Origin of the sequence: Pseudomonas sp. Z3-6 (genome assembly GCF_051131985.1) — a bacterium.
Classification (GTDB): domain Bacteria; phylum Pseudomonadota; class Gammaproteobacteria; order Pseudomonadales; family Pseudomonadaceae; genus Aquipseudomonas; species Aquipseudomonas zanjanensis.
This window is the reverse complement of the sequence record NZ_CP071644.1, coordinates 1,015,385-1,034,626: the sequence shown is the minus strand read 5'-3', so window position 1 is coordinate 1,034,626 and position 19,242 is coordinate 1,015,385. Positions and strand designations below refer to the sequence as shown.

Below are 19,242 nucleotides of genomic sequence, written 5' to 3'. Positions count from 1 at the left end.
CTGGCTTAATGCCCGTCAGTTAAGCGAAATAAAGCCGGGCAATCATCCTGTGGCGAGGGAGCTTGCTCCCGCTGGGCTGCGCAGCAGCCCCAAAACAAGGCCGCTTCGCGACCCAGCGGGAGCAAGCTCCCTCGCCACGGTCTGTGCGTTTCCTCGTGACATTCACTCAACTGATCGGCATTGGCCGACTGGCTCGCTCATCAGCCGATACTTAACGCCAAGGCAAGATCGGAATGGCGGTCACCGCATTTTGCGGACTGCCCTCGATCACCCGGTCGCTGTAGACCAGGTACACCAGCGTATTGCGCCTCTTATCGAGGAACCGCACCACTTGCATGGTCTTGAACACCAGCGAAGTGCGTTCGCGAAACACCTCTTCGCCGTCCTTGAGCTCACCCTTGAAGCTGATCGGCCCGACCTGGCGACAGGCGATGGACGCCTCGGCGCGATCTTCGGCCAGGCCCAGGCCGCCTTTTACACCCCCAGTCTTGGCTCGCGACAGGTAGCAGGTCACGCCATCCACCTTAGGATCGTCGAACGCCTCGACCACAATCCGGTCATTCGGCCCGACGAACTTGAACACGGTGGACACCTGACCGATTTCTTCGGCCGAAGCCAGCAGCGGCACTGCCAGCAGCAAGCCGATCAATCCTTTTGCCAAACCCATGATTTTTCCTTAGACGAGGATCAGGTTGTCACGGTGAACCAGTTCGGGCTCCGCCATGTAACCCAACAGACCGACAATCGCATCAGACGACTGACCGATGATTTTCTGCGCTTCCAGCGCGCTGTAGTTAGCCAGGCCGCGAGCGATCTCACGACCGTCCGGCGCCACGCAAACGACCATTTCGCCCCGGCGGAAACTGCCCTGGACCAGCTTCACGCCCACCGGCAGCAGGCTCTTGTTGCCCTGGGACAGGGCCGATACGGCACCGGCGTCCAGCACCAGCGTGCCACGGGTTTGCAGGTGCCCAGCCAGCCACTGCTTGCGCGCCGCCAGCATGCCGCGCTCCGGGGAGAGCAAGGTGCCAATGCGTTCGCCCGACTTCAGACGATCCAGCACCCGCTCCAAGCGCCCGCCGACAATGATGGTGTGAGCGCCGGAGCGCGCCGCCAGACGCGCCGCACGCAACTTGGTCTGCATGCCGCCACGACCCAGCGCACCGCCAGTGCCGCCCGCCACCGCATCCAGCGCCGGGTCGTCGGCACGGGCTTCGTAGATCAGCTTGGCATCGGGGTTGTTGCGCGGGTCGGCATCGAACATGCCGTCGCGATCCGTGAGGATCACCAGCAGGTCCGCCTCCACCAGGTTCGCCACCAGCGCGGCCAGGGTGTCGTTATCGCCGAAACGGATCTCGTCGGTGACCACCGTGTCGTTTTCGTTGATCACCGGGATGACTTTAAGCTCCACCAGCGCCCGCAAGGTACTGCGGGCATTGAGGTAGCGCTTGCGGTCGGACAGGTCGTCATGGGTCAGCAGGATCTGCGCCGTATGGCGGCCATGCTCGGCAAAGCTCGACTCCCAGGCCTGCACCAGGCCCATCTGGCCGATGGCGGCGGCAGCCTGCAGCTCATGCATCGCGCTGGGTCGCGACGTCCAGCCCAGGCGGCTCATACCGGCAGCCACCGCCCCGGAAGAGACCAATACCAGCTCGACGCCAGCCTCATGCAAGGCCACCATCTGCTCGACCCACACCGCCATCGCCTGGCGATCCAGGCCTTTGCCATCCGCTGTCAGCAGTGCACTGCCGATCTTCACGACCCAGCGCTGCGCACCCGTCACCTTGCTCCGCATCATCTTCAACCTTTGCCAGCGAACGGCGCGACCCAGCGCCGCCCATGGGATTATTCGTATTTGCGTTTTACAGATACCAAAACGCCGCTCGAATGAGCGGCGCCTTGGAAACCGGCTGGCAGCGATGATAACACCGCACTGGACCAGTTAAACCTGCCCCCGAGAATCCTTAAGGGAGTAAGCCTGTGGGAGCAAAGCTTGCTCGCGATGCGGCATCACATCCAGCACCTTTGCTGGCTGCAAAACCGCTATCGCGAGCAAGCTTTGCTCCTACAGATTCGCTCACACAGGTCTTGGCTTCAACTGAGCGGTATCAGCACACGATCAGTCGCGAACGTAGATGATTTCCGGGCCATCTTCGTCATCCACATCCTCTTCGTCCCAATCGTCGTCACCGATGTCATGGACCGACTTCACGCCACTGCGGCGCAAGGCACGCTGGTCGTCCAGCGCTTGCAACTGGGCACGGGCCTCGTCTTCGATACGCTGATCCAGCTCGGCCAGCTCTTCCTTGTAGGCCGGGTCGTTGGCCAGGCGGTCGGCACGATCTTCCAGGTAGCGCATGATGTCGTGGCACAGGCGCTCGGTGTTTTCCTTGGCGATGGCCGAGATCACGTAGACCGGACCTTCCCACTCCAGGCGATCGACGATTTCCTTGACCCGCTCCTCATGCTCTTCTTCAAGGATCTGGTCACACTTGTTCAGCACCAGCCAACGGTCACGCTCGGCCAGGGCCGGGCTGAACTTGGTCAGCTCGTTGACGATGACTTCGGCAGCATCGGCAGCACTGGTTTCATCCAGCGGCGCCATGTCGACGAGGTGCAGCAACAAACGGGTACGGGACAAGTGCTTGAGGAAACGAATCCCCAGGCCGGCGCCCTCGGAAGCACCTTCGATCAATCCCGGAATGTCGGCGATCACGAAGCTCTTCCAGCGGTCGACACTGACCACGCCCAGGTTCGGCACCAGGGTGGTGAACGGGTAGTCGGCCACTTTCGGCTTGGCGGCGGAGACCGAGCGAATGAAGGTACTTTTACCGGCGTTCGGCAGGCCCAGCAGGCCCACATCGGCCAGCACTTTCATTTCCAGCTTAAGGTCACGCTGCTCGCCCGGCTTGCCTGGCGTGGTCTGGCGCGGCGCGCGGTTGGTACTGGATTTGAAACGGGTGTTGCCCAGGCCGTGCCAACCGCCATGGGCGACCAGCAGACGCTGGCCCGCCTTGGTCAGGTCGCCGATCACTTCCTGGGTGGCCGAATCGATCACCGTGGTGCCAACCGGCACGCGCAGGATCAGGTCTTCGCCCTTCTTGCCGGTGCAGTCGGTGCTGCCGCCGTTGGAGCCACGCTCGGCATCGAAGTGCCGGGTGTAACGGTAATCCACCAGGGTGTTGAGGTTTTCGTCGGCGAGCATGTAGATCGAGCCACCGTCGCCCCCGTCGCCGCCGTTCGGACCACCGTTTTCAATGAACTTTTCCCGACGGAAACTCATGCAACCATTGCCGCCGTCGCCGGCCTTCACTCGAATCGATACTTCATCAACAAACTTCATGACACACGCCTCTCGCCATACGGACGAGCCAAAAAAACAAGACATAAGACTCTTGCAAAAATGAGCGCAGCGACCTGATGACACGCCCCAACCGCAGCGCCGACAGCCCATACAAACAGTTTTGCAAGAGACTCACCCCACAAACGAAAAAGCCCCGTCGCAAGACAGGGCTTTTCCAGCGATCTCGCAATTAAGCTGCGACAACGCTCACGTAACGGCGGTTGAACGCGCCCTTTACTTCAAACTTGATCACGCCTTCGATTTTCGCGAAGAGGGTGTGATCCTTACCCATGCCAACACCGTAACCGGCGTGGAATTGGGTGCCGCGCTGACGCACGATGATGTTGCCCGGAATGATTTTCTGGCCGCCATACATCTTCACGCCAAGGCGTTTGGCTTCTGAGTCGCGACCGTTACGGGTACTACCACCAGCTTTTTTGTGTGCCATGAGTTCAATTCTCCTAGTGAGGAATTAGGCTGAAATTAAGCCTGAATACCGGTGATTTTGATCTCGGTGTACCACTGGCGGTGGCCCATACGCTTCATGTGGTGCTTACGGCGACGGAACTTGATGATGCGGACTTTATCGTGACGACCTTGGGAGATCACTTCAGCCACAACGGTAGCGCCAGCAACGACTGGAGCGCCGATATTCACGTCATCGCCATTGGCGACCAACAGAACGCGATCAAAAGTCACGGATTCGCCGGTAGCGATTTCCAGTTTTTCGATCTTCAGGTATTCACCTGGGGCGACCTTGTATTGCTTGCCACCAGTAACAATTACTGCGTACGACATGGTATTTCTCCGATAATCCTGCTCACCCAGCGCTTTATAAGAAGAGGTATTGGCTGGCATGGCTGCATGGGCTGGAAGGCCCGGATGCAATTGCGTAAGGCAGGTGCTGCCCAGGAAGTTCAGGGTGCGCGATTGTACGCAAGCCGCAACAGCCTTGCAAGTAGCCGTCTATCGCGCCTTGACACCTGCGGACGTGGGTCCTAGCATGCCGCGCAACCCTTCTGGAGCGCCTGTCGCTGATGCAACCCCAAGCTTTCTACCGCGCAGTGGCGGACGATTTTAGTGCCGTCGACGGCATCATCAAGAAGCAGCTGACTTCCCGAGTGCCGCTGGTATCGAAAATCGGCGACTACATCACTTCGGCCGGCGGCAAACGCCTGCGACCTTTATTGGTACTGCTGTGCGGCAAGGCCCTGGGTCGCGAAGGCGACGACATGCGCCTGCTGGCCGCCACCATCGAATTCCTGCACACCGCGACCCTGCTGCACGACGACGTGGTCGACATGTCCGGCATGCGCCGTGGCCGTTCGACCGCCAACGCCATGTGGGGCAACGCCCCGAGCGTGCTGGTGGGTGACTTCCTGTATTCGCGCTCGTTCGAGATGATGGTCGAGCTGGGCTCGATGCCGGTGATGAAGATCCTGTCCCAGGCCACGCGCATCATCGCCGAAGGCGAAGTGCTGCAGCTGTCCAAGGTACGCGATGCCAGCACCACCGAAGAAACCTACATGGAAGTCATCCGCGGCAAGACCGCGATGCTCTTCGAAGCCTCGACCCACAGCGCCGCCGCCCTGGCCGGTGCCAGCGCCGAGCAGAGCGAAGCGCTGCGCACCTTCGGCGACCACCTGGGCGTGGCCTTCCAGCTAGTGGACGACCTGCTCGACTACAAGGGCGACGCCGAAACCCTGGGCAAGAACGTCGGTGACGACTTGGCCGAAGGCAAGCCGACCCTGCCGCTGATCTACACCATGCGCGAGGGCACGCCGGAACAGGCGGCACTGGTACGCCAGGCGATCCAGAAAGGCGGGATCGAAGACCTCGAGAGCATCCGTGTCGCGGTCGAAGCCTCCGGCTCGCTGGAATACACCGCGAAACTGGCTCGGGACTACGTCGCCCGCGCAATCAAATGCCTCGATGCCCTGCCAGCCAGCGAATACCGCGATGCGCTGGTGGAACTGAGCGAGTTTGCGGTCGCCCGTACCCATTGATTGCATGAAAACGGCGAGCTTTTGTGGCGAGGGAGCTTGCTCCCGCTCGGTTGCGCAGCGACCGCAAGTGCCATAAGGGGCAGCTTCGCAGCCCAGCGGGAGCAAGCTCCCTCGCCACAAGAGCCCCGTATCACCCTCCTCGTAACAAAACCCTATATAATGTGCGCCCTTTTGCCCTCCTGATACCCAAGGAACCTTAGTGAGCACGTTGCCTCCCTGCCCGAAATGCAATTCCGAATACACTTACGAAGACGGCACCCAACTGGTCTGCCCGGAGTGTGCCCACGAGTGGTCCGCCAGCGGCGAAGTTGAAGCGGCGTCCGACGACACCGTGAAGAAAGATTCGGTCGGCAACGTCCTGCAGGACGGCGACACCATCACCGTGATCAAGGACCTCAAGGTCAAGGGCACCTCACTGGTGGTCAAGGTCGGCACCAAGGTCAAGAACATCCGCCTGTGCGACGGCGATCACGACATCGATTGCAAGATCGACGGCATCGGCCCGATGAAACTCAAATCCGAGTTCGTCAGAAAAGTCTGATCCTGCTGTATTCCATCCCATGCCCCGCGTGTGGGATGGAGCTTCACCCTCCCCGCTTCAGCCCTATTTCCCGGGCGTTAGCCAAGTGCCAGTCGTCTTGAGCTACCACAACCCATCGTCAGAAAAACAATCGGAACACCAATAGAGACTTGCTATTTAGCGAATAAGAATTATTCTCATCGAACCCATCAAGGAGATGAGAACCATGACTTATTTGATCGATGCCTGGCTGGACCGCCCACATCCCTACCTCAGGATCCTGCATCGGGAAACCGGGGAAGTCTGTGCGGTGCTTGAAGAAGAAGCCTTGAATGAGCTGCAGGACCAAGGAGACCTGGACCTCAACAGCCTCAATTCCAGTGAGCCACTGGTGCTCAAGGAGCTGGTGCGTAATCTGTTCCTGTTCTGCTATGCCCGGGCGTTGCGCCCGACGGGTGATTTCAGCGGCAGGTTCCACGGATGAAGCAGCAACCTCTATGTGGGAGCGGGCTTGCTCGCGAAAGCGGTGTGTCAGTTAACGAAAAAGTCGACTGACAACCCGCATTCGCGAGCAAGCCCGCTCCCACATGTATTTGTCCGGCGGTAAACCGGGCAGGGTCTTACAGGACGTCCAACAGCTCGACGTCGAACACCAGCACGCTGTGCGGTGGAATGCTGCCAACGCCTTGAGCGCCGTAGGCCAGTTCGCTCGGCACGTACAGGCGCCATTTGCTGCCGGCGTTCATCAGTTGCAGGGCTTCGGTCCAGCCTGGGATCACGCCGCCTACCGGGAATTCGGCTGGCTGGCCACGATCGTAGGAGCTGTCGAACACGGTGCCGTCGATCAGGGTGCCGTGGTAGTGGGTACGCACCTGGTCTTCACGGGTCGGCTTGGCGCCTTCACCCTGGGTCAGCACTTCGAATTGCAGGCCGGAAGCCAGGGTGGTGATGCCTTCACGCTTGGCGTTTTCCGCCAGGAACGCGCGGCCTTCGCCAGCAGCGGCTTCAGCCTTGGCGGCTGCTTCGGCTTGCATGATTTCACGAATGACCTTGAAGCTGGCGGACATCTCGTCCTGGCCCACACGGCTTGGCTTGCCGGCGAACGCGTCAGTCAGACCGGCCAGGATCGCGTCCAGGTTGACACCCGGTGGTGGGTTGTCGCGCAGTTGGTCGCCCAACTGACGGCCAATGCCGTAGCTGACGCGGGTTTCGTCGGTGGACAGGTTAACTTCGGACATGATGCTGCTCCGCTGTGCGGACGGCTCGAGAAATTGCCGTGTGTGCCACAGCGCCTCCCGGAGCGCCCGGAACCAAAAGGGCGAGCAGACTAGCACAGATGCCACAGCGGGTGACGAGCCCTCGCGCCAAAGTGCGGCGCCGGAAACGACAACGCCCGCCTGTGGCTCTACAGGCGGGCGTTGCATCAGCGCGGTCGATAGACCTCAGTGCTTGGTCAGTTTGTCCAGGTAGCCCATGGCAAACGCCGAGACCACGAAGGTCATGTGGATAATCACGTACCACATCAAGTGGTCGGGATCGACGTTCTTGGCATCCATGAAGATGCGCAGCAGGTGGATGGACGAGATGGCCACGATCGAGGCGGCGACTTTCATCTTCAGCGACGAAGAGTCCATGGTACCCAGCCAGTTGAGCTTTTCCTTGTCGTCGGCGATATCCAGTTGCGAGACGAAGTTCTCGTAGCCGGAAATCATCACCATCACCAGCAGGCCGCCCACCAGCGCCATGTCGATCAGCGACAGCAGCACCAGGATCAGCTCTGACTCGGCCATGGAAAAGACGTTGGGGATGACGTGGAAGACTTCCTGGAAGAATTTCAACGCCAAGGCCAGCAGGCCGAGGGACAGCCCGAAGTAGATCGGCGCCAGCAGCCAACGGGAGGCGTACATTGCGTTTTCGATAAAGCGTTCCATTGAATCTCACACCTGGGCTGAAAAATCGCGGCGAGTATATCAGCCATGACCAGCCCCACAAATGCCGGGGCCGTCCCTGGTCCCCGCCTTGTGTCAAAACTTTACTGCCACTGCCCGTGCGGTGCCGGCTTTCAATGCAGCGGACGAAACTCGAAGCCGCCGACGTTGCGACAACGGCCTCCATTGATTTCACGCAGTTGGGCCTGCATGTGCAAGGACCAGATCTGCGGGTCGTCGGCCAGCTCATAGCCGTGCAAGGTCAGGCTTTGCACAATGGTATCGAGGATGGTTTCGGCGGCAGTCGGGCCGGGGAATGGCCCTTGGGCCTTGATGGCGGAGGGTTGTTCGCCCGCCATTCCAGCGGCGAAGAGCAAGGTCCACATCCCGGTATCTCCCGCCAGGGGGCGGATGGCGCATTCGATACGGGTGACAAGGCCCAGGCATTGACGAGTGAGGCAAAGGTTGCGCGACATGGCGGCGCCCCTCGGTAGATCCGGTATTCAGCCTCGGGAGGAGACTGTTTCGATCCAATGATGACTCTCGTTATCCTTGAGCTGAGGATAGAAGAAAAGTTCCGGCCTCACGGGATTTCGAGACCAGAATGCGCCGAGCGGTCACAGTGTGAATATTGACGCCAGATCTGTGACTATTTACCGGCTTTTGTGGCGAGGGAGCTTGCTCCCGCTGGGTTGCGCAGCGACCCCCATTTGGATTGGGAGTGCTGCGCCCTCCAGCGGGAGCAAGCTCCCTCGCCACAACAGCTTATTGCCGCGAATATTGCCTCAAGCCGGCTTGGCCTCCGCCAAGGCCTGCTGCGCCAGTTCCTTTTCCGCTTCCTTGATGTCGTCTTCGCTGATCATCTCCGCGATCACCCGCAGCCGCTCCACCACCCGGGCGTTGACGCTGCCCTCCGGGAACTCACCGTTTTCATCCGGCTCGCCGGCAGGCTCGCCCACCAGCAGGCTCAGGGCTTCGTCGGCCTGACGCACCGCATAGACGTGGAACTGCCCGGCGCGCACGGCGGCCAGCACTTTCTCATCAAGCATCAGGGTCGCGACGTTGGCCTGGGGAATGATTGCCCCCTGCTCACCGGTCAAACCCCGGGCTTCGCAGAGGCGGAAGAAGCCTTCGATCTTCTCGTTGACCCCGCCCACCGCCTGCACTTCCCCGAACTGGTTGATCGAGCCGGTGATGGCGAAGCACTGCTTCAACGGCGTCTTCGACAGGGCCGAGATCAGCGTGCACGCCTCGCCCAGGGACGCACTGTCGCCGTCCACATAACCGTAGGATTGCTCCAGGGCGATGCTGGCCGAGATCGCCAGCGGGAATTCCTGGGCATAACGACTGCCCAGGTAACCGGTGAGGATCATCACGCCCTTGGAGTGGATCGGCTGGCCAAGGTTGACCTCCCGCTCGATGTCGACGATGCCGCTGCCGCCCGGGTACACCGTGGCGGAAATCCGTGCCGGCACGCCAAACGCCGAGTCGCCGACCTCAAGCACCGTCAGTCCGTTGCATTTGCCCACCGCCGCACCTGCGGTGTCGATCAGGATGATCCCGGCCAGCATGTCGTCGAGGATCCGCGCCGAAACACGCCCGGTGCGGGTGGCCTTGGCCTTGAGCGCACGTTCGATGTGGCCGGCGTCGGTCATTTCGTCACCGGCCAATTGGCGAATGAAATCCGCCTCGCTGACCAACTGGAACAAATCACCGATGCGCGCCGACAAGCGGCCCTGGTGTTCAGCCAGGCGGGCGCTGTAGGTCGCCAGGCGCGCCACCGCGTCGGCGGTCAGGGGCGCCATGCCTTCTTCCGAAGTGCGGGTCTTGAGCAACTGGGCGAACTGCTCCAGGCTCTCGTCGCCCATCGGGATGTCTTCGTCGAAATCCACCAGCACGCGAAACATTTCCTGGAAGTCCGAATCCAGGTCCTGCAAGGCGTAATAGAGCTGGCGGGCGCCGATGATCACGACCTTGACCTGCAACGGGATGTGTTGCGGCGTCAGGGTCACCGTGGCCAGGCGTCCCATTTCACCCAGGGGCGATTCCATCTTCAGCTTGCGCGATTGCAGGGCGCGCTTGAGCGCATCCCATACGAACGGTTCGCTGAGCATTTTTTCCGCTTCCAGGATCAGGAAGCCGCCATTGGCCCGGTGCAAGGCGCCCGGACGCAGTTGTCGGTAGGTGGTGTAGAGCGCGCCCTGGTCGGTGCTGTATTCAATCCGGCCGAACAGGTTGTCGTAGGTCGGGTGCGGTTCGAACACCACCGGCGCGCCACCGCTGGACGGATGCCCGACCACCAGGCTCGGGGCGTATTGTTCCTCCAGCAGTTTACGGGCGATGGCGTCGCTCTTGCTGTCGTCCACCAGTTGCTCGACCACGGTCTTGAGCAGATACACCTGCATGGCCTGCAGATAGCCACAGACCGCGGCGTTCTCTGCGTACTTTTCCGACAGCGGCGCCAGCAACGGTTGCAGGGCCAGGATGATGGTTTCTTCGTTGAGGTGGCGCAACTGGTTGCTGGACTCGCGCTTCCATTGCGGCAGGCTGGCGAGCTCTTCGTTCAAGCGCTCCTCCAGGCCAGAGATGTCCTCGTGGAAACGCTCACGCTCGGCTTCCGGCAACTGGGCGAACTCCGCCTCGTCCAGGGCCTTGCCTTCGCTCATCGGCGTGAAGGCAATGTTGCTGCTGTCACGGTACAGCGCGACGTCCTTCTCCAGCGCCAGGCGCTCGATCACATCCAGGGCTCGGTCATAGCGCTGGTTGAAGGCGCGGTCGATGGCGCTTTTCTTCTGCTGGTAGGACGGGTGCTCGAACACCGCCGGAAAGGTCGCCAGCAGGTTGTCGATCAAGCCGTTGATGTCACCGATGAACGCACCCGCCGTGCCCGAGGGCAGTTCCAGGGCGCGGGGTTCGCGGGGCTCATCGAAATTGTTGACGTAGACCCAGTCCGCCGGGGTCTGCAGGCGCTTGCCTTCGGCCTTGAGGTAGCGTTTGACGAACGAAAACCGGCCGGTGCCCGGCTCGCCCATGACGAATACGTTGTAACCGGGGCGTGGCATGGCCACGCCGAACTGCAAGGCTTCGACCGCACGTTCCTGGCCAAGCACACCGCGGAAGGGCTCCAGATCATTGGTGGTAGAGAAGCTGAACTGTTCAGCGGAAAACGGACGGGTCAGCGCTTCGGGCGCTAGACGCAAGCTGGCAGCAACAGGATCAGGCATCGGGCTTCCTTACATCAGGCGGGGCAGATAGCGGCATTCTGGCGCCGCCTGTACCTGACTGGCAAGGAGCGCCTCTGACCAAAGCATAGCCAACGGCAAAACCCCGGGCAGGGCCCCGTAAAACGGTGATCACCTGTAATGTTTTTGCAAAATGTCACGGAACCCTCGGATCGTGCCTAAACTCCAAACTGCGCGGCTGGAACAATAACCGGCCCACTGGCTGCTGTAGGGGCCAGACCTTGTCCATCGGTATGCACATAAAGAGAACATAGCTATGAAACGGATTCTTCTCGGTACTCTCTTCACCGCTGTATCCATCAACGCCATGGCTCAGGCGCCGGGCGGCCCGGATTGCGGCTGGGGCAACATGCTGTTCGAAGGTCAGCGTGGCACTCCGGCACACTTCCTGGCATCCACCACCAACGGCACGTCCGGTAACGCCACCTTCGGCATGACCTCCGGCACCAACGGCTGCTCGACCAACGCGGCACTGACCTACGGCGGCAAGTCCTGGCTGGCCATGAATGGGATGATGAACGAGCTGTCCGAAGACATGGCCAAGGGTCAGGGCGAAGCGCTGACTACCTACGCCGTGGTACTGGGCGTGGCGCCGGAAGACCGCGCGCATTTCTCCGCTGTGACCCACGAGCACTTCCAGCAGATCTTCAGCAAAGCTGACGTAACTGCCGAAGACGTGCATACCAACACCCTGGCCGTGCTGAAAAACGACCCACGCCTGGCCAAGTACGCCACTCAAGCTTAAGCTCGGCAGCACTCGCTCCTCTCGGGGAGCGGGTTTTCTTTTTGGGGCCCTTCGGTCTTTATTTTTCGACTTTCCAAGTAGCCGACTATGCTCAAACGCCTTGCCTGGCTGGCGCTCTGTGTGTGCGCCCCGCTGTCCGCCGCACCTCATGTCGACCCTCAACGTTTGCAGCAACTGGCCAATGACCGCTTCTGGATTTCCCTGGGCCACTACGAAACCGCCAAGCTCGGCGGTTGGCGCAGCTATATCAGCGAGAAAAAATTCTTCCTCGCCCCCGATGGCAACGAACATCCCGACCGTGAACTGACCGCCACGCTGCAAGCCTTGTATGGCCCAGCCAACGCCGGCCAGCAACATGCCCAGTGCGTCTACCCGGCGCGAACCCGCTGGCTCAAGGCGCAGCTCAACCTGACAGACCTGCCGGCAGTCGATTGCAGCGATTTCACCCAATGGTTCAAGGACGTCTCGCCCCACAGCGCGGTGATGATTTTCCCGGCCGCGTACCTCAACAGCCCATCCTCTATGTTCGGCCACACCCTGTTGCGCATCGACCAGGCCGACGTACAAAGCGACAAGACTGCCCTGCTCAGCTACGCAATCAACTTCGGTGCCTATATCGAAGGCTCCGACAATAGCCTCCTCTATGCCTGGAAAGGCCTGATGGGCGGTTACCCCGGCCTGTTCGCCCTGGTGCCGTACCAGGAAAAACTCTCCGAGTACCGTAGCCTGGAAAACCGCGACCTGTGGGAATACCGCCTCAACCTGAGCCAGGCGGAAACCGAGCGCATGGTCGAGCATGTCTGGGAACTCAAGCAGATCCAGTTCGACTATTTCTTCTTCGACGAAAACTGCTCCTATCGCTTGCTCGAGCTGTTGCAAGTGGCCCGCCCCAGCCTGCGCCTGACCGAACAATTCCCGCTGACAGCGATTCCCACCGACACCGTCAAGGCGGTGAAGGAAGCCGGCTTGGTGGAAAGCATCCAGTATCGGCCGTCCCGGGAACGGGAACTGCTCAGCCGCGCCGAACCGCTCAGCGATGATGAGCAGCAATGGGTGCTGAAGGTCAGCGCCGACCAGCAGCAGTTGCAAACGCCGGCCTTCAAGGCGCTGCCGCGTGAGCGCCAAGCGCTGATCATCGATGCGGCCTATCGCCTGGAGCGCTATCGCGCCAACGGCCAGGAACGTGATCCGCAACGGGCCCAGCGCAGCTTCGAACTGTTGCGGGCGATCAACCAGAACCCCGCACCGGAACTCGAGATCCCGCAACCGGGCCTGCCCGAAGATGGTCACCAATCGCGCACCTGGCAGGCCGGCCTCGGCACGCGGGGCGACCGGGCATTCGGCGAATATGGCTTGCGCATGGCCTATCACGATCTCAACGACAATGCAGAGAGCTTTCCGCTGGGGGCACAGATCGAAATCCTCCAATTGAAGCTGCGCCAATACGAGGGCAACGACTGGCAGGTGCAGCAACTGGACCTGGCGACCATTCGCTCCCTGACCCCGCGCAACGAGTTGCTGCAACCGCTGTCCTGGCAGGTCACCGGCGGCCTGGAGCGGGTGCCGGGCAAACACGACGATGAAACCTTGGTCAGCCACGTCAACGGCGGCGCGGGCGGCACCTGGGCCCTGGGCGACGATGTGCTGGGCTTTGCCCTGGGCACGGTGCGGGTGGAACACAACAACGATTTCGCCCAGTTCATCGCCCCGGCCGCCGGTTTCAATAGCGGTGTGCTGTGGAAAAACCCGCTGGGCAACCTGAGCCTGGAAGCCAAGGGTGATTATTTCGTCAACGGCGAAGTGCGTCGTAGCCTGAGCCTCAATCAGCAATGGGAACTGTCCCGCAACCTCGGCCTGCGCCTGAGTGCCCAACGGGAGTTCAGCCAATTGGCCTCGCCGGAGAACGAGGTGATGCTTGAGGTGAAGTGGTATCACTACTGACCCTGGCCTGCGCAACCAACGGATTGATCACCGCGCTTTCACGCCTTTCTGACGAATCCACTTCTAGACTTATTGAAGGTGGGATTTGCAGGAAACGAAAATGAAGCGCGCGGCGATGGTACTGGGTGTGCTGATGTTGCTCGGTGGTTGTGAAACCACCCACGAAGACCTGATCGCGCGAGGTTATCCACCGGCCTTCGCCGATGGCTACGACGATGGCTGCAGCAGTGGCCGGCAAGCGGCTGGGGTGATCACCGGCCAATTCAGGAAAGACGTGCCGCGTTACCTCAAGGATGCACGCTACGCCGAGGGCTGGAGCGACGGCTTCCGCCAATGCCAGGCGATGCGTGAGAGTGAAGAGCGTAACGCCTACCGCGAGCGCCATTGGGACGAACGCGAACGGGCCTGGCAGCAGCAGAAGGACCTGGACGCGGCCCGGGCTTATCGCTCGCCGTGAGTCGCATATAGGCACTCACCGAAACCAAGACCCTCAAGCTTCAACAGAGGAGAACTTCATGAGCCGCGCCTTCGTCAATGAAGACAACGCCGCTGCCCAGGCCGACCAGCCGGTCGAGCGCCAGGTCAGCGCGCAACCCAACTACGTCACACCGGCAGGGCTTGCTCAATTGCAGGCGCGGGTCGCCGAGTTGCAGCAAATGCATAGCCAACAGACTGCCCAGGGCGAGCGGGCGGACAAGCAGCGTATCGCCGACATCGAACGAGACCTGCGGTATTTCAACCAACGCCTGCAAAGCGCCCAGGTCGTGGCATCGAACGCTACTGATCAGGTGCGGATCGGGCATTGGGTCACCTTTGCCGATGAGCAGGATCGGGAGCAGCAAGTGCAATTGGTCGGTGAAGACCAGGCCGATGCAGCCAGTGGCTTAATCAACTGGGGCTCGCCACTGGGGCGGGCGCTGCTGGGGGCCAAGGTTGGGGATGAGGTGGTCTGGCAGCGACCGGCGGGCGACCTTGTCATTGAAGTTGTTGCGATAAAGACTGGATGACCAAGGCATCATAAGAATCTTTTCCGACGATAAATTTTTAGAACGTCCCGGGACAGACAATGTCGAGCAAAGCACGTCAAACACCTAACGACAACCAGGCACACCCACCTACTTGTAGCAATATATAACAGCAACATAAGGCCACAACAACGAACCTGTACCGAATCAGCGCTGTGCTAGTGTTTTCCTCGCACCTACCGGTGCATCACGACAATACAAAGGAGATGTATGATGAGTGAGCAACTGTTAGCAATGTCTGGAAACTTCGATAGCGACTTCAAGGCATACTGCCAGGTAGAGGATACCGGTGAGTTAACCTCATGGCGCCGTAACTTCTTGTAAGCCCAGCACTCGGAGTCGTAAATCGAGTAGACGGCGGCGTCATGGCCGCCGTTCTTTCATACAACCGCATGTACAGCTCCGTATACGGCGGTTCCTGCCTACTGACAAACAACATCGGCGAACTTGGTTCCGTTGATGTATCGCCTTGGGTATCTAAGCGCCCAGACCAGCATCGGAGCTTCCGGCTTCTCTCCTAATATCTCCCCCCGATGCGGAGCTTCTGCTTTACGTCCCAACAGAGGTCGTCCGATCCATCCCCAGGCCCCAGGCCCATGCACGGCCGGCAGGTGACCCGATGGGGTCAAGCAAACAGCGGATCGCCGATCCTTGCAGGACACAACTAATTAACAGCCTGTAACTTCATGTAGTCATATGTAACCGCAACATGAAGTCATCACAACAAATTTGCGTTAGATCAGGACCGTGCTAATGTTTTTCCGCGCCGCAATCGGCGCACTGCAACAACAAAGGAGATACAACAATGAGCGAAAAAATACTGGCCATGTCGGGCGACTTCGACGCCGACTTTAAGTCTTACAAACAGGTAACCGACCTCGGCACCGAATCAGCGGCAGTGACCATTGTAGAGTGCGGTACTGTAAACTGCACTGCGCTTCTATGCTAAATCCTTTGCCATCGAAGTAGACCTGCCCAACAGGTCTTTGCGACTCCCTAACCCCAGCTATAACACAACTTCATTTACACACTACAGTTCGGATGCGTTTAATCGCACCCAATAGACCGTGGTCGCTGTATGTGTTTCTGATAACCATGAGGAAAAAACATGAGCGAAAAAATCCTGAACATGTCCGGCGACTTCTATAGCGAATTCGACGCTTACCAAACCCCTGCGAACAACACGGCGTCGATTCTGTCGACGACGCTGGAGTGCAACACCTTCGGAACGTGCACCAATCTGGAATGTTCGACACTCGGGTGCTAAGCCTGTCAACCGATCGTAAGAACAGGCAACACCTATAAACATAGAGCAGGCATTGCCTGCTCTATCCATGTCTGGAGCAACGGCATGCTTGTTAACGCTTTGAAGATGAATCAGCGAGGCCAGTATCGATTCTCTTCCGACGGCGACATCGCCCTTTTTGAAAACAACCTGACCCGCCTGCATAACGATGATCAAGCCTTGCTGAATCACTTTGGGCTGGACAGGGCGCAACTGGCTGCCTATGCCAAGGAGCCTATCAACGACTGGCACCTGCCTAGCGACGGGGAAGCCGTCTTGATGACCTTGAAAGGAAAAATCACTCGGCTCGACAGCATTTCCATTGACCCACAGGCCTTGAGCGGCAAAGACAATTTCTATTGGTTTGGCTATCGTTTTTTTCTTTATTTCCTCGGCATGTTCAAGGCAGATGGGCGCTACAGCAAAGCCGCCATGCACATCGATGCACCCGCCCTGTTTGCAAGCCTCGAGCGCTACGTCCTGGCCCGAGTCGGACGCACGTCAGAACAAAGTCTGGTCCATTATCTGAATACACGGATTGCCGATGGCGACGACATTGACCTGGATGGCTTCAGCGAGCAGCTGCGCACCTTGCCTCTGCTTGATTTTTTCGAAGCCTATCCTGTGTTGGCAACGTTGCTGTTTGATTTGCTGGAAGACACACTCAACTATCTTTACGCGATCATTCTCGACTTCGCCGATGATATTGAGGCGCTGGAGACAGCATTTTCGATTCCGTCTCGGACAATCGATGCCATTGAGTTCGGCCTGGGCGATCCCCACGGTCGCGGTGAAACGGTCTGCCAGGTCAAGTTCCGCACAACCTCGTTGGTCTACAAGCCACGAGCAAGCCGAGAAGCATTTTTTTTCAATCAACTGCTTGGACAACTACGTGAGTGGACAGGCGCTGATTGTTTTGCCGTCCACGCGCCAAGAATCCTCAGCCGCGGGCGGCATAGCTGGGTAGAAAAGATCGACAATACGCCTTGTGCCAGCGCAGCGGACGTGGCGCTGTTCTACAGAAAGATGGGCGCACAAATCGCCGTCATCCACGCACTCAACGGCATCGACTTTCATTACGAAAATATCATCGCGTGTGGCAGCAGCCCGGTCATGATTGATCTCGAATGCTTGTTCACCGCGTCCACCAGCGACCTGTTACTCGAACTGCCTGCCGATTGTGCACTGTCCAATACCTTCAAATTGGTCCAGCAGTCGGTGTGTTCCAGCGGCTTTGTACCCTTCTCACAAGGTTCCAATAACGACCAGAGCGGACTGACTCGGCAGGAGCTGTTCATCTCCACCCGCCACGCCCTTGTTTTCGAAGAGGGTTTCTATCATTTACGCAAAACCGAATTCGAACACTTCCCAGAGCAAAAACATCTGCCGCTTCTCCACGGCGTACACAAGGGACCTGAGGCATATAAAGCGGAGCTGCTCCATGGCTTTGAGTACGCCTACGAGGAGTTGATGACCCATCGGCAGCCGATGATGCAACTACTGGAACAAGCCGCCAGCGAACTATCAACCCGCGTATTGCTTAAAAACTCACAGCGTTATGCCGACTTTATCGGATTGAGCCGCCACCCACGCTTCATGAAGAACATGCTTGACCGGGAACTTCTGCTTGCAACCCTGTGGAGGGACTTGAAGGAACCCTACCGGGAAAAGGCTATCCCGCGTCATGAAATAGCCGACCTGCAAAGAGCCGCCATTCCATGTTTCACCCTGTCGCTCAGCTCCAATCAGCTGACGAGCGCACAAGGTGAAACAATCGAAATGACGCAGCTCCAGCCCCCCATAAAAAGTTGCTTACAGAAAATAGCCAACCTGTCCAAAGCCGACAGGGCCTTACAACTCACGCTGCTCGAAATGTGTTTGTATCCAGGATCAAATGGGCAGCCATCACCCCGTGCCACGCCTGAAAAAGCGGCCCCAGAGAGTCGACTCGATGGCATTCTGAGCATCGGCTCCCGCCTCGAAGTGCTTGCACTCAAGGGAACGGCAACGGACGTATGTTGGTTGGCTTTCCATAAGCACCCCACGACTCACAGGAAATACCCCTCCCCAATGGATCACGGGCTTTACTCCGGTATTGCCGGGATTGGCTTGTTTTACCTGAGCCTGTTCAAGGTCAGCGGCAAACCGCACTTGCTGTCACTCCTGGATCAGGTACTGGACTCATTGGAACAACATTTTGGTTTCTTCAAAGCCGACCTGACCGTCAGTGCTTACCATGGCCTGGGTTCTTACATCTATCTGCTCATCAATCGTCGTCAAATCACCGGCGACCCGAAACACGACGAGAAAATTGCCAGCCTGCTGACCCAATTGATTGAAGTACCGCCTGAACACTACGATTTCGACTTCTTGGGCGGCTGTTGCGGCACGGTAACGCTACTGGCCAACATCCACGCATTATCGACGCACGCGGATGTGCTGCCGGCCATTCGGCGCATGGTCGACTACATAAAGGATCAAGTCCTGATTGAAGACGGCCAGCTTCTGCGACGCGATGATCGCTCCGTCATTCTGACCGGCCTGTCCCATGGTCTTTCGGGCGTCATCCATGCGTTGTGCAAAGCCTATGACGTGACTGGCGATGAAATGTTGGTGCCCTTGGCCATCCAGATCCTGGAGGGTGAAAACCGCTTGAGCCGGGAAGGTTTCTGGCTCGACCTGAGAGCGCTGGGCCCCCTGGACCATGCCTCGAAGTGGTGCCACGGAGACGGCGGCATTCTCATCGCCAGGCGACAACTCATGAAGTCGATGGGAGCTGCCTTGGATGAAACAACCCGGCAGACGGTGCTCGACGACATACAGCGCTGCGAGAACAACCTGTGGCAGCACGGCTTGGGTGACGGTTATAACTTGTGCCATGGCGACTTTGGCAACCTGATCTGCCTGTATGACTTGTATCGGCATTCGGACAATCCCGAAGGCATCAACAAGGTCAAACAGGCCCTTGGCGAAGTCGCCCGGCAGTTTTTCGAAGGCCCCGTCCTCGACAGCGATCGGGTTCCCGACGTCAGCCTGCTGACGGGCATTACGGGCGCCGGTTATGCCCTGCTGTATGAAATCGATCCGACGATTCCCAACATACTCTCGCTCGATTTCGCAGTGCCCGCTCAAGTGGGCTCCCACACTTCTGATCTGTGGTGAAGGCAGTATTGCGCCCATAAAAAACGGAGCCTTAAAAGGCTCCGT

The 19,242-nt window shown here is 59.1% G+C and carries 18 protein-coding genes; 9 read left to right on the top strand and 9 right to left on the bottom strand.

The features are described 5' to 3' along the window. Positions 1-211: 211 nt before the first annotated feature. The 5 genes from J3P88_RS04675 to rplU form a co-directional block, all read right to left on the bottom strand. Positions 212-667 (bottom strand): CreA family protein, encoded by a 456-nt coding sequence (locus J3P88_RS04675; protein WP_434574253.1) that lies wholly within the window; start codon positions 665-667, stop codon positions 212-214. Between the two features lie 9 nt (positions 668-676). Beyond that, a complete protein-coding gene (gene proB / locus J3P88_RS04670) occupies positions 677-1,795 on the bottom strand; it encodes a glutamate 5-kinase (RefSeq protein ID WP_030140287.1) in 1,119 nt (372 codons plus the stop codon). A 324-nt stretch (positions 1,796-2,119) separates the two neighbouring features. After that, positions 2,120-3,343 carry an Obg family GTPase CgtA gene (gene cgtA / locus J3P88_RS04665; RefSeq protein ID WP_039593902.1) on the bottom strand — a complete coding sequence of 408 codons (1,224 nt, stop codon included), beginning with the start codon at positions 3,341-3,343 and terminating at the stop codon, positions 2,120-2,122. A gap of 190 nt (positions 3,344-3,533) precedes the next feature. Next, positions 3,534-3,791, bottom strand: a complete 258-nt coding sequence (gene rpmA / locus J3P88_RS04660) for a 50S ribosomal protein L27 (RefSeq protein ID WP_003176049.1) — start codon at positions 3,789-3,791, stop codon at positions 3,534-3,536. Between the two features lie 35 nt (positions 3,792-3,826). Continuing rightward, entirely contained in the window at positions 3,827-4,141 is a 315-nt protein-coding gene (gene rplU, locus J3P88_RS04655) for a 50S ribosomal protein L21 (RefSeq protein ID WP_003176051.1), read from the bottom strand. Positions 4,142-4,380: 239 nt separating this feature from the next. Between rplU and J3P88_RS04650 the strand changes: the two genes are divergently transcribed. The 3 genes from J3P88_RS04650 to J3P88_RS04640 all read left to right on the top strand — a co-directional run bounded on the left by J3P88_RS04650 (position 4,381) and on the right by J3P88_RS04640 (position 6,353). Continuing rightward, positions 4,381-5,349, top strand: a complete 969-nt coding sequence (locus J3P88_RS04650) for a polyprenyl synthetase family protein (RefSeq protein ID WP_072346139.1) — start codon at positions 4,381-4,383, stop codon at positions 5,347-5,349. A 199-nt stretch (positions 5,350-5,548) separates the two neighbouring features. Next, a complete protein-coding gene (locus J3P88_RS04645) occupies positions 5,549-5,890 on the top strand; it encodes a zinc ribbon domain-containing protein YjdM (protein ID WP_139649853.1) in 342 nt (113 codons plus the stop codon). A 205-nt stretch (positions 5,891-6,095) separates the two neighbouring features. Beyond that, positions 6,096-6,353 carry a PA4570 family protein gene (locus tag J3P88_RS04640; protein WP_003205743.1) on the top strand — a complete coding sequence of 86 codons (258 nt, stop codon included), beginning with the start codon at positions 6,096-6,098 and terminating at the stop codon, positions 6,351-6,353. Positions 6,354-6,489: 136 nt separating this feature from the next. Here J3P88_RS04640 and J3P88_RS04635 read toward each other — a convergent pair whose 3' ends face one another. The 4 genes from J3P88_RS04635 to J3P88_RS04620 form a co-directional block, all read right to left on the bottom strand. Beyond that, the gene (locus tag J3P88_RS04635) at positions 6,490-7,107 is read right to left on the bottom strand and encodes an FKBP-type peptidyl-prolyl cis-trans isomerase (protein ID WP_186709820.1); all 618 of its coding nucleotides are present in this window, start codon (positions 7,105-7,107) and stop codon (positions 6,490-6,492) included. A gap of 204 nt (positions 7,108-7,311) precedes the next feature. Beyond that, the gene (locus J3P88_RS04630) at positions 7,312-7,800 is read right to left on the bottom strand and encodes a TIGR00645 family protein (protein ID WP_186709819.1); all 489 of its coding nucleotides are present in this window, start codon (positions 7,798-7,800) and stop codon (positions 7,312-7,314) included. Positions 7,801-7,931: 131 nt separating this feature from the next. Next, a complete protein-coding gene (locus J3P88_RS04625; RefSeq protein ID WP_186730510.1) occupies positions 7,932-8,273 on the bottom strand; it encodes a hypothetical protein in 342 nt (113 codons plus the stop codon). A gap of 309 nt (positions 8,274-8,582) precedes the next feature. Continuing rightward, a complete protein-coding gene (locus J3P88_RS04620) occupies positions 8,583-11,021 on the bottom strand; it encodes a Lon protease family protein (RefSeq protein WP_434574246.1) in 2,439 nt (812 codons plus the stop codon). 274 nt (positions 11,022-11,295) lie between these two features. Between J3P88_RS04620 and J3P88_RS04615 the strand changes: the two genes are divergently transcribed. The 6 genes from J3P88_RS04615 to lanM all read left to right on the top strand — a co-directional run bounded on the left by J3P88_RS04615 (position 11,296) and on the right by lanM (position 19,197). Further along, positions 11,296-11,784: a DUF3015 domain-containing protein gene (locus J3P88_RS04615; RefSeq protein WP_030140293.1), complete on the top strand. Its 489-nt coding sequence runs from the start codon at positions 11,296-11,298 to the stop codon at positions 11,782-11,784. 87 nt (positions 11,785-11,871) lie between these two features. Beyond that, positions 11,872-13,725, top strand: coding sequence for an Lnb N-terminal periplasmic domain-containing protein (locus J3P88_RS04610; RefSeq protein ID WP_434574244.1), 1,854 nt, complete (start codon positions 11,872-11,874; stop codon positions 13,723-13,725). 100 nt (positions 13,726-13,825) lie between these two features. Beyond that, the gene (locus tag J3P88_RS04605; protein ID WP_434574242.1) at positions 13,826-14,182 is read left to right on the top strand and encodes a hypothetical protein; all 357 of its coding nucleotides are present in this window, start codon (positions 13,826-13,828) and stop codon (positions 14,180-14,182) included. A 58-nt stretch (positions 14,183-14,240) separates the two neighbouring features. Continuing rightward, on the top strand, positions 14,241-14,732 hold the full coding sequence (locus J3P88_RS04600; protein WP_186709812.1) for a GreA/GreB family elongation factor: 492 nt from the start codon (positions 14,241-14,243) through the stop codon (positions 14,730-14,732). A gap of 1,126 nt (positions 14,733-15,858) precedes the next feature. After that, entirely contained in the window at positions 15,859-16,017 is a 159-nt protein-coding gene (locus J3P88_RS04595; RefSeq protein WP_186709807.1) for a hypothetical protein, read from the top strand. Between the two features lie 84 nt (positions 16,018-16,101). Then, the gene (gene lanM / locus J3P88_RS04590) at positions 16,102-19,197 is read left to right on the top strand and encodes a type 2 lanthipeptide synthetase LanM (protein WP_434574240.1); all 3,096 of its coding nucleotides are present in this window, start codon (positions 16,102-16,104) and stop codon (positions 19,195-19,197) included. Positions 19,198-19,242: the final 45 nt, after the last annotated feature.

Coding starts and splice junctions, on each gene's coding strand:
- J3P88_RS04675 (WP_434574253.1), bottom strand. CDS start 667: ATGGGTTTGGCAAAAGGATTGATCGGCTTGCTGCTGGCAGTGCCGCTG.
- proB (WP_030140287.1), bottom strand. CDS start 1,795: ATGCGGAGCAAGGTGACGGGTGCGCAGCGCTGGGTCGTGAAGATCGGC.
- cgtA (WP_039593902.1), bottom strand. CDS start 3,343: ATGAAGTTTGTTGATGAAGTATCGATTCGAGTGAAGGCCGGCGACGGC.
- rpmA (WP_003176049.1), bottom strand. CDS start 3,791: ATGGCACACAAAAAAGCTGGTGGTAGTACCCGTAACGGTCGCGACTCA.
- rplU (WP_003176051.1), bottom strand. CDS start 4,141: ATGTCGTACGCAGTAATTGTTACTGGTGGCAAGCAATACAAGGTCGCC.
- J3P88_RS04650 (WP_072346139.1), top strand. CDS start 4,381: ATGCAACCCCAAGCTTTCTACCGCGCAGTGGCGGACGATTTTAGTGCC.
- J3P88_RS04640 (WP_003205743.1), top strand. CDS start 6,096: ATGACTTATTTGATCGATGCCTGGCTGGACCGCCCACATCCCTACCTC.
- J3P88_RS04635 (WP_186709820.1), bottom strand. CDS start 7,107: ATGTCCGAAGTTAACCTGTCCACCGACGAAACCCGCGTCAGCTACGGC.
- J3P88_RS04630 (WP_186709819.1), bottom strand. CDS start 7,800: ATGGAACGCTTTATCGAAAACGCAATGTACGCCTCCCGTTGGCTGCTG.
- J3P88_RS04625 (WP_186730510.1), bottom strand. CDS start 8,273: ATGTCGCGCAACCTTTGCCTCACTCGTCAATGCCTGGGCCTTGTCACC.
- J3P88_RS04620 (WP_434574246.1), bottom strand. CDS start 11,021: ATGCCTGATCCTGTTGCTGCCAGCTTGCGTCTAGCGCCCGAAGCGCTG.
- J3P88_RS04615 (WP_030140293.1), top strand. CDS start 11,296: ATGAAACGGATTCTTCTCGGTACTCTCTTCACCGCTGTATCCATCAAC.
- J3P88_RS04610 (WP_434574244.1), top strand. CDS start 11,872: ATGCTCAAACGCCTTGCCTGGCTGGCGCTCTGTGTGTGCGCCCCGCTG.
- J3P88_RS04605 (WP_434574242.1), top strand. CDS start 13,826: ATGAAGCGCGCGGCGATGGTACTGGGTGTGCTGATGTTGCTCGGTGGT.
- J3P88_RS04600 (WP_186709812.1), top strand. CDS start 14,241: ATGAGCCGCGCCTTCGTCAATGAAGACAACGCCGCTGCCCAGGCCGAC.
- J3P88_RS04595 (WP_186709807.1), top strand. CDS start 15,859: ATGAGCGAAAAAATCCTGAACATGTCCGGCGACTTCTATAGCGAATTC.
- lanM (WP_434574240.1), top strand. CDS start 16,102: ATGCTTGTTAACGCTTTGAAGATGAATCAGCGAGGCCAGTATCGATTC.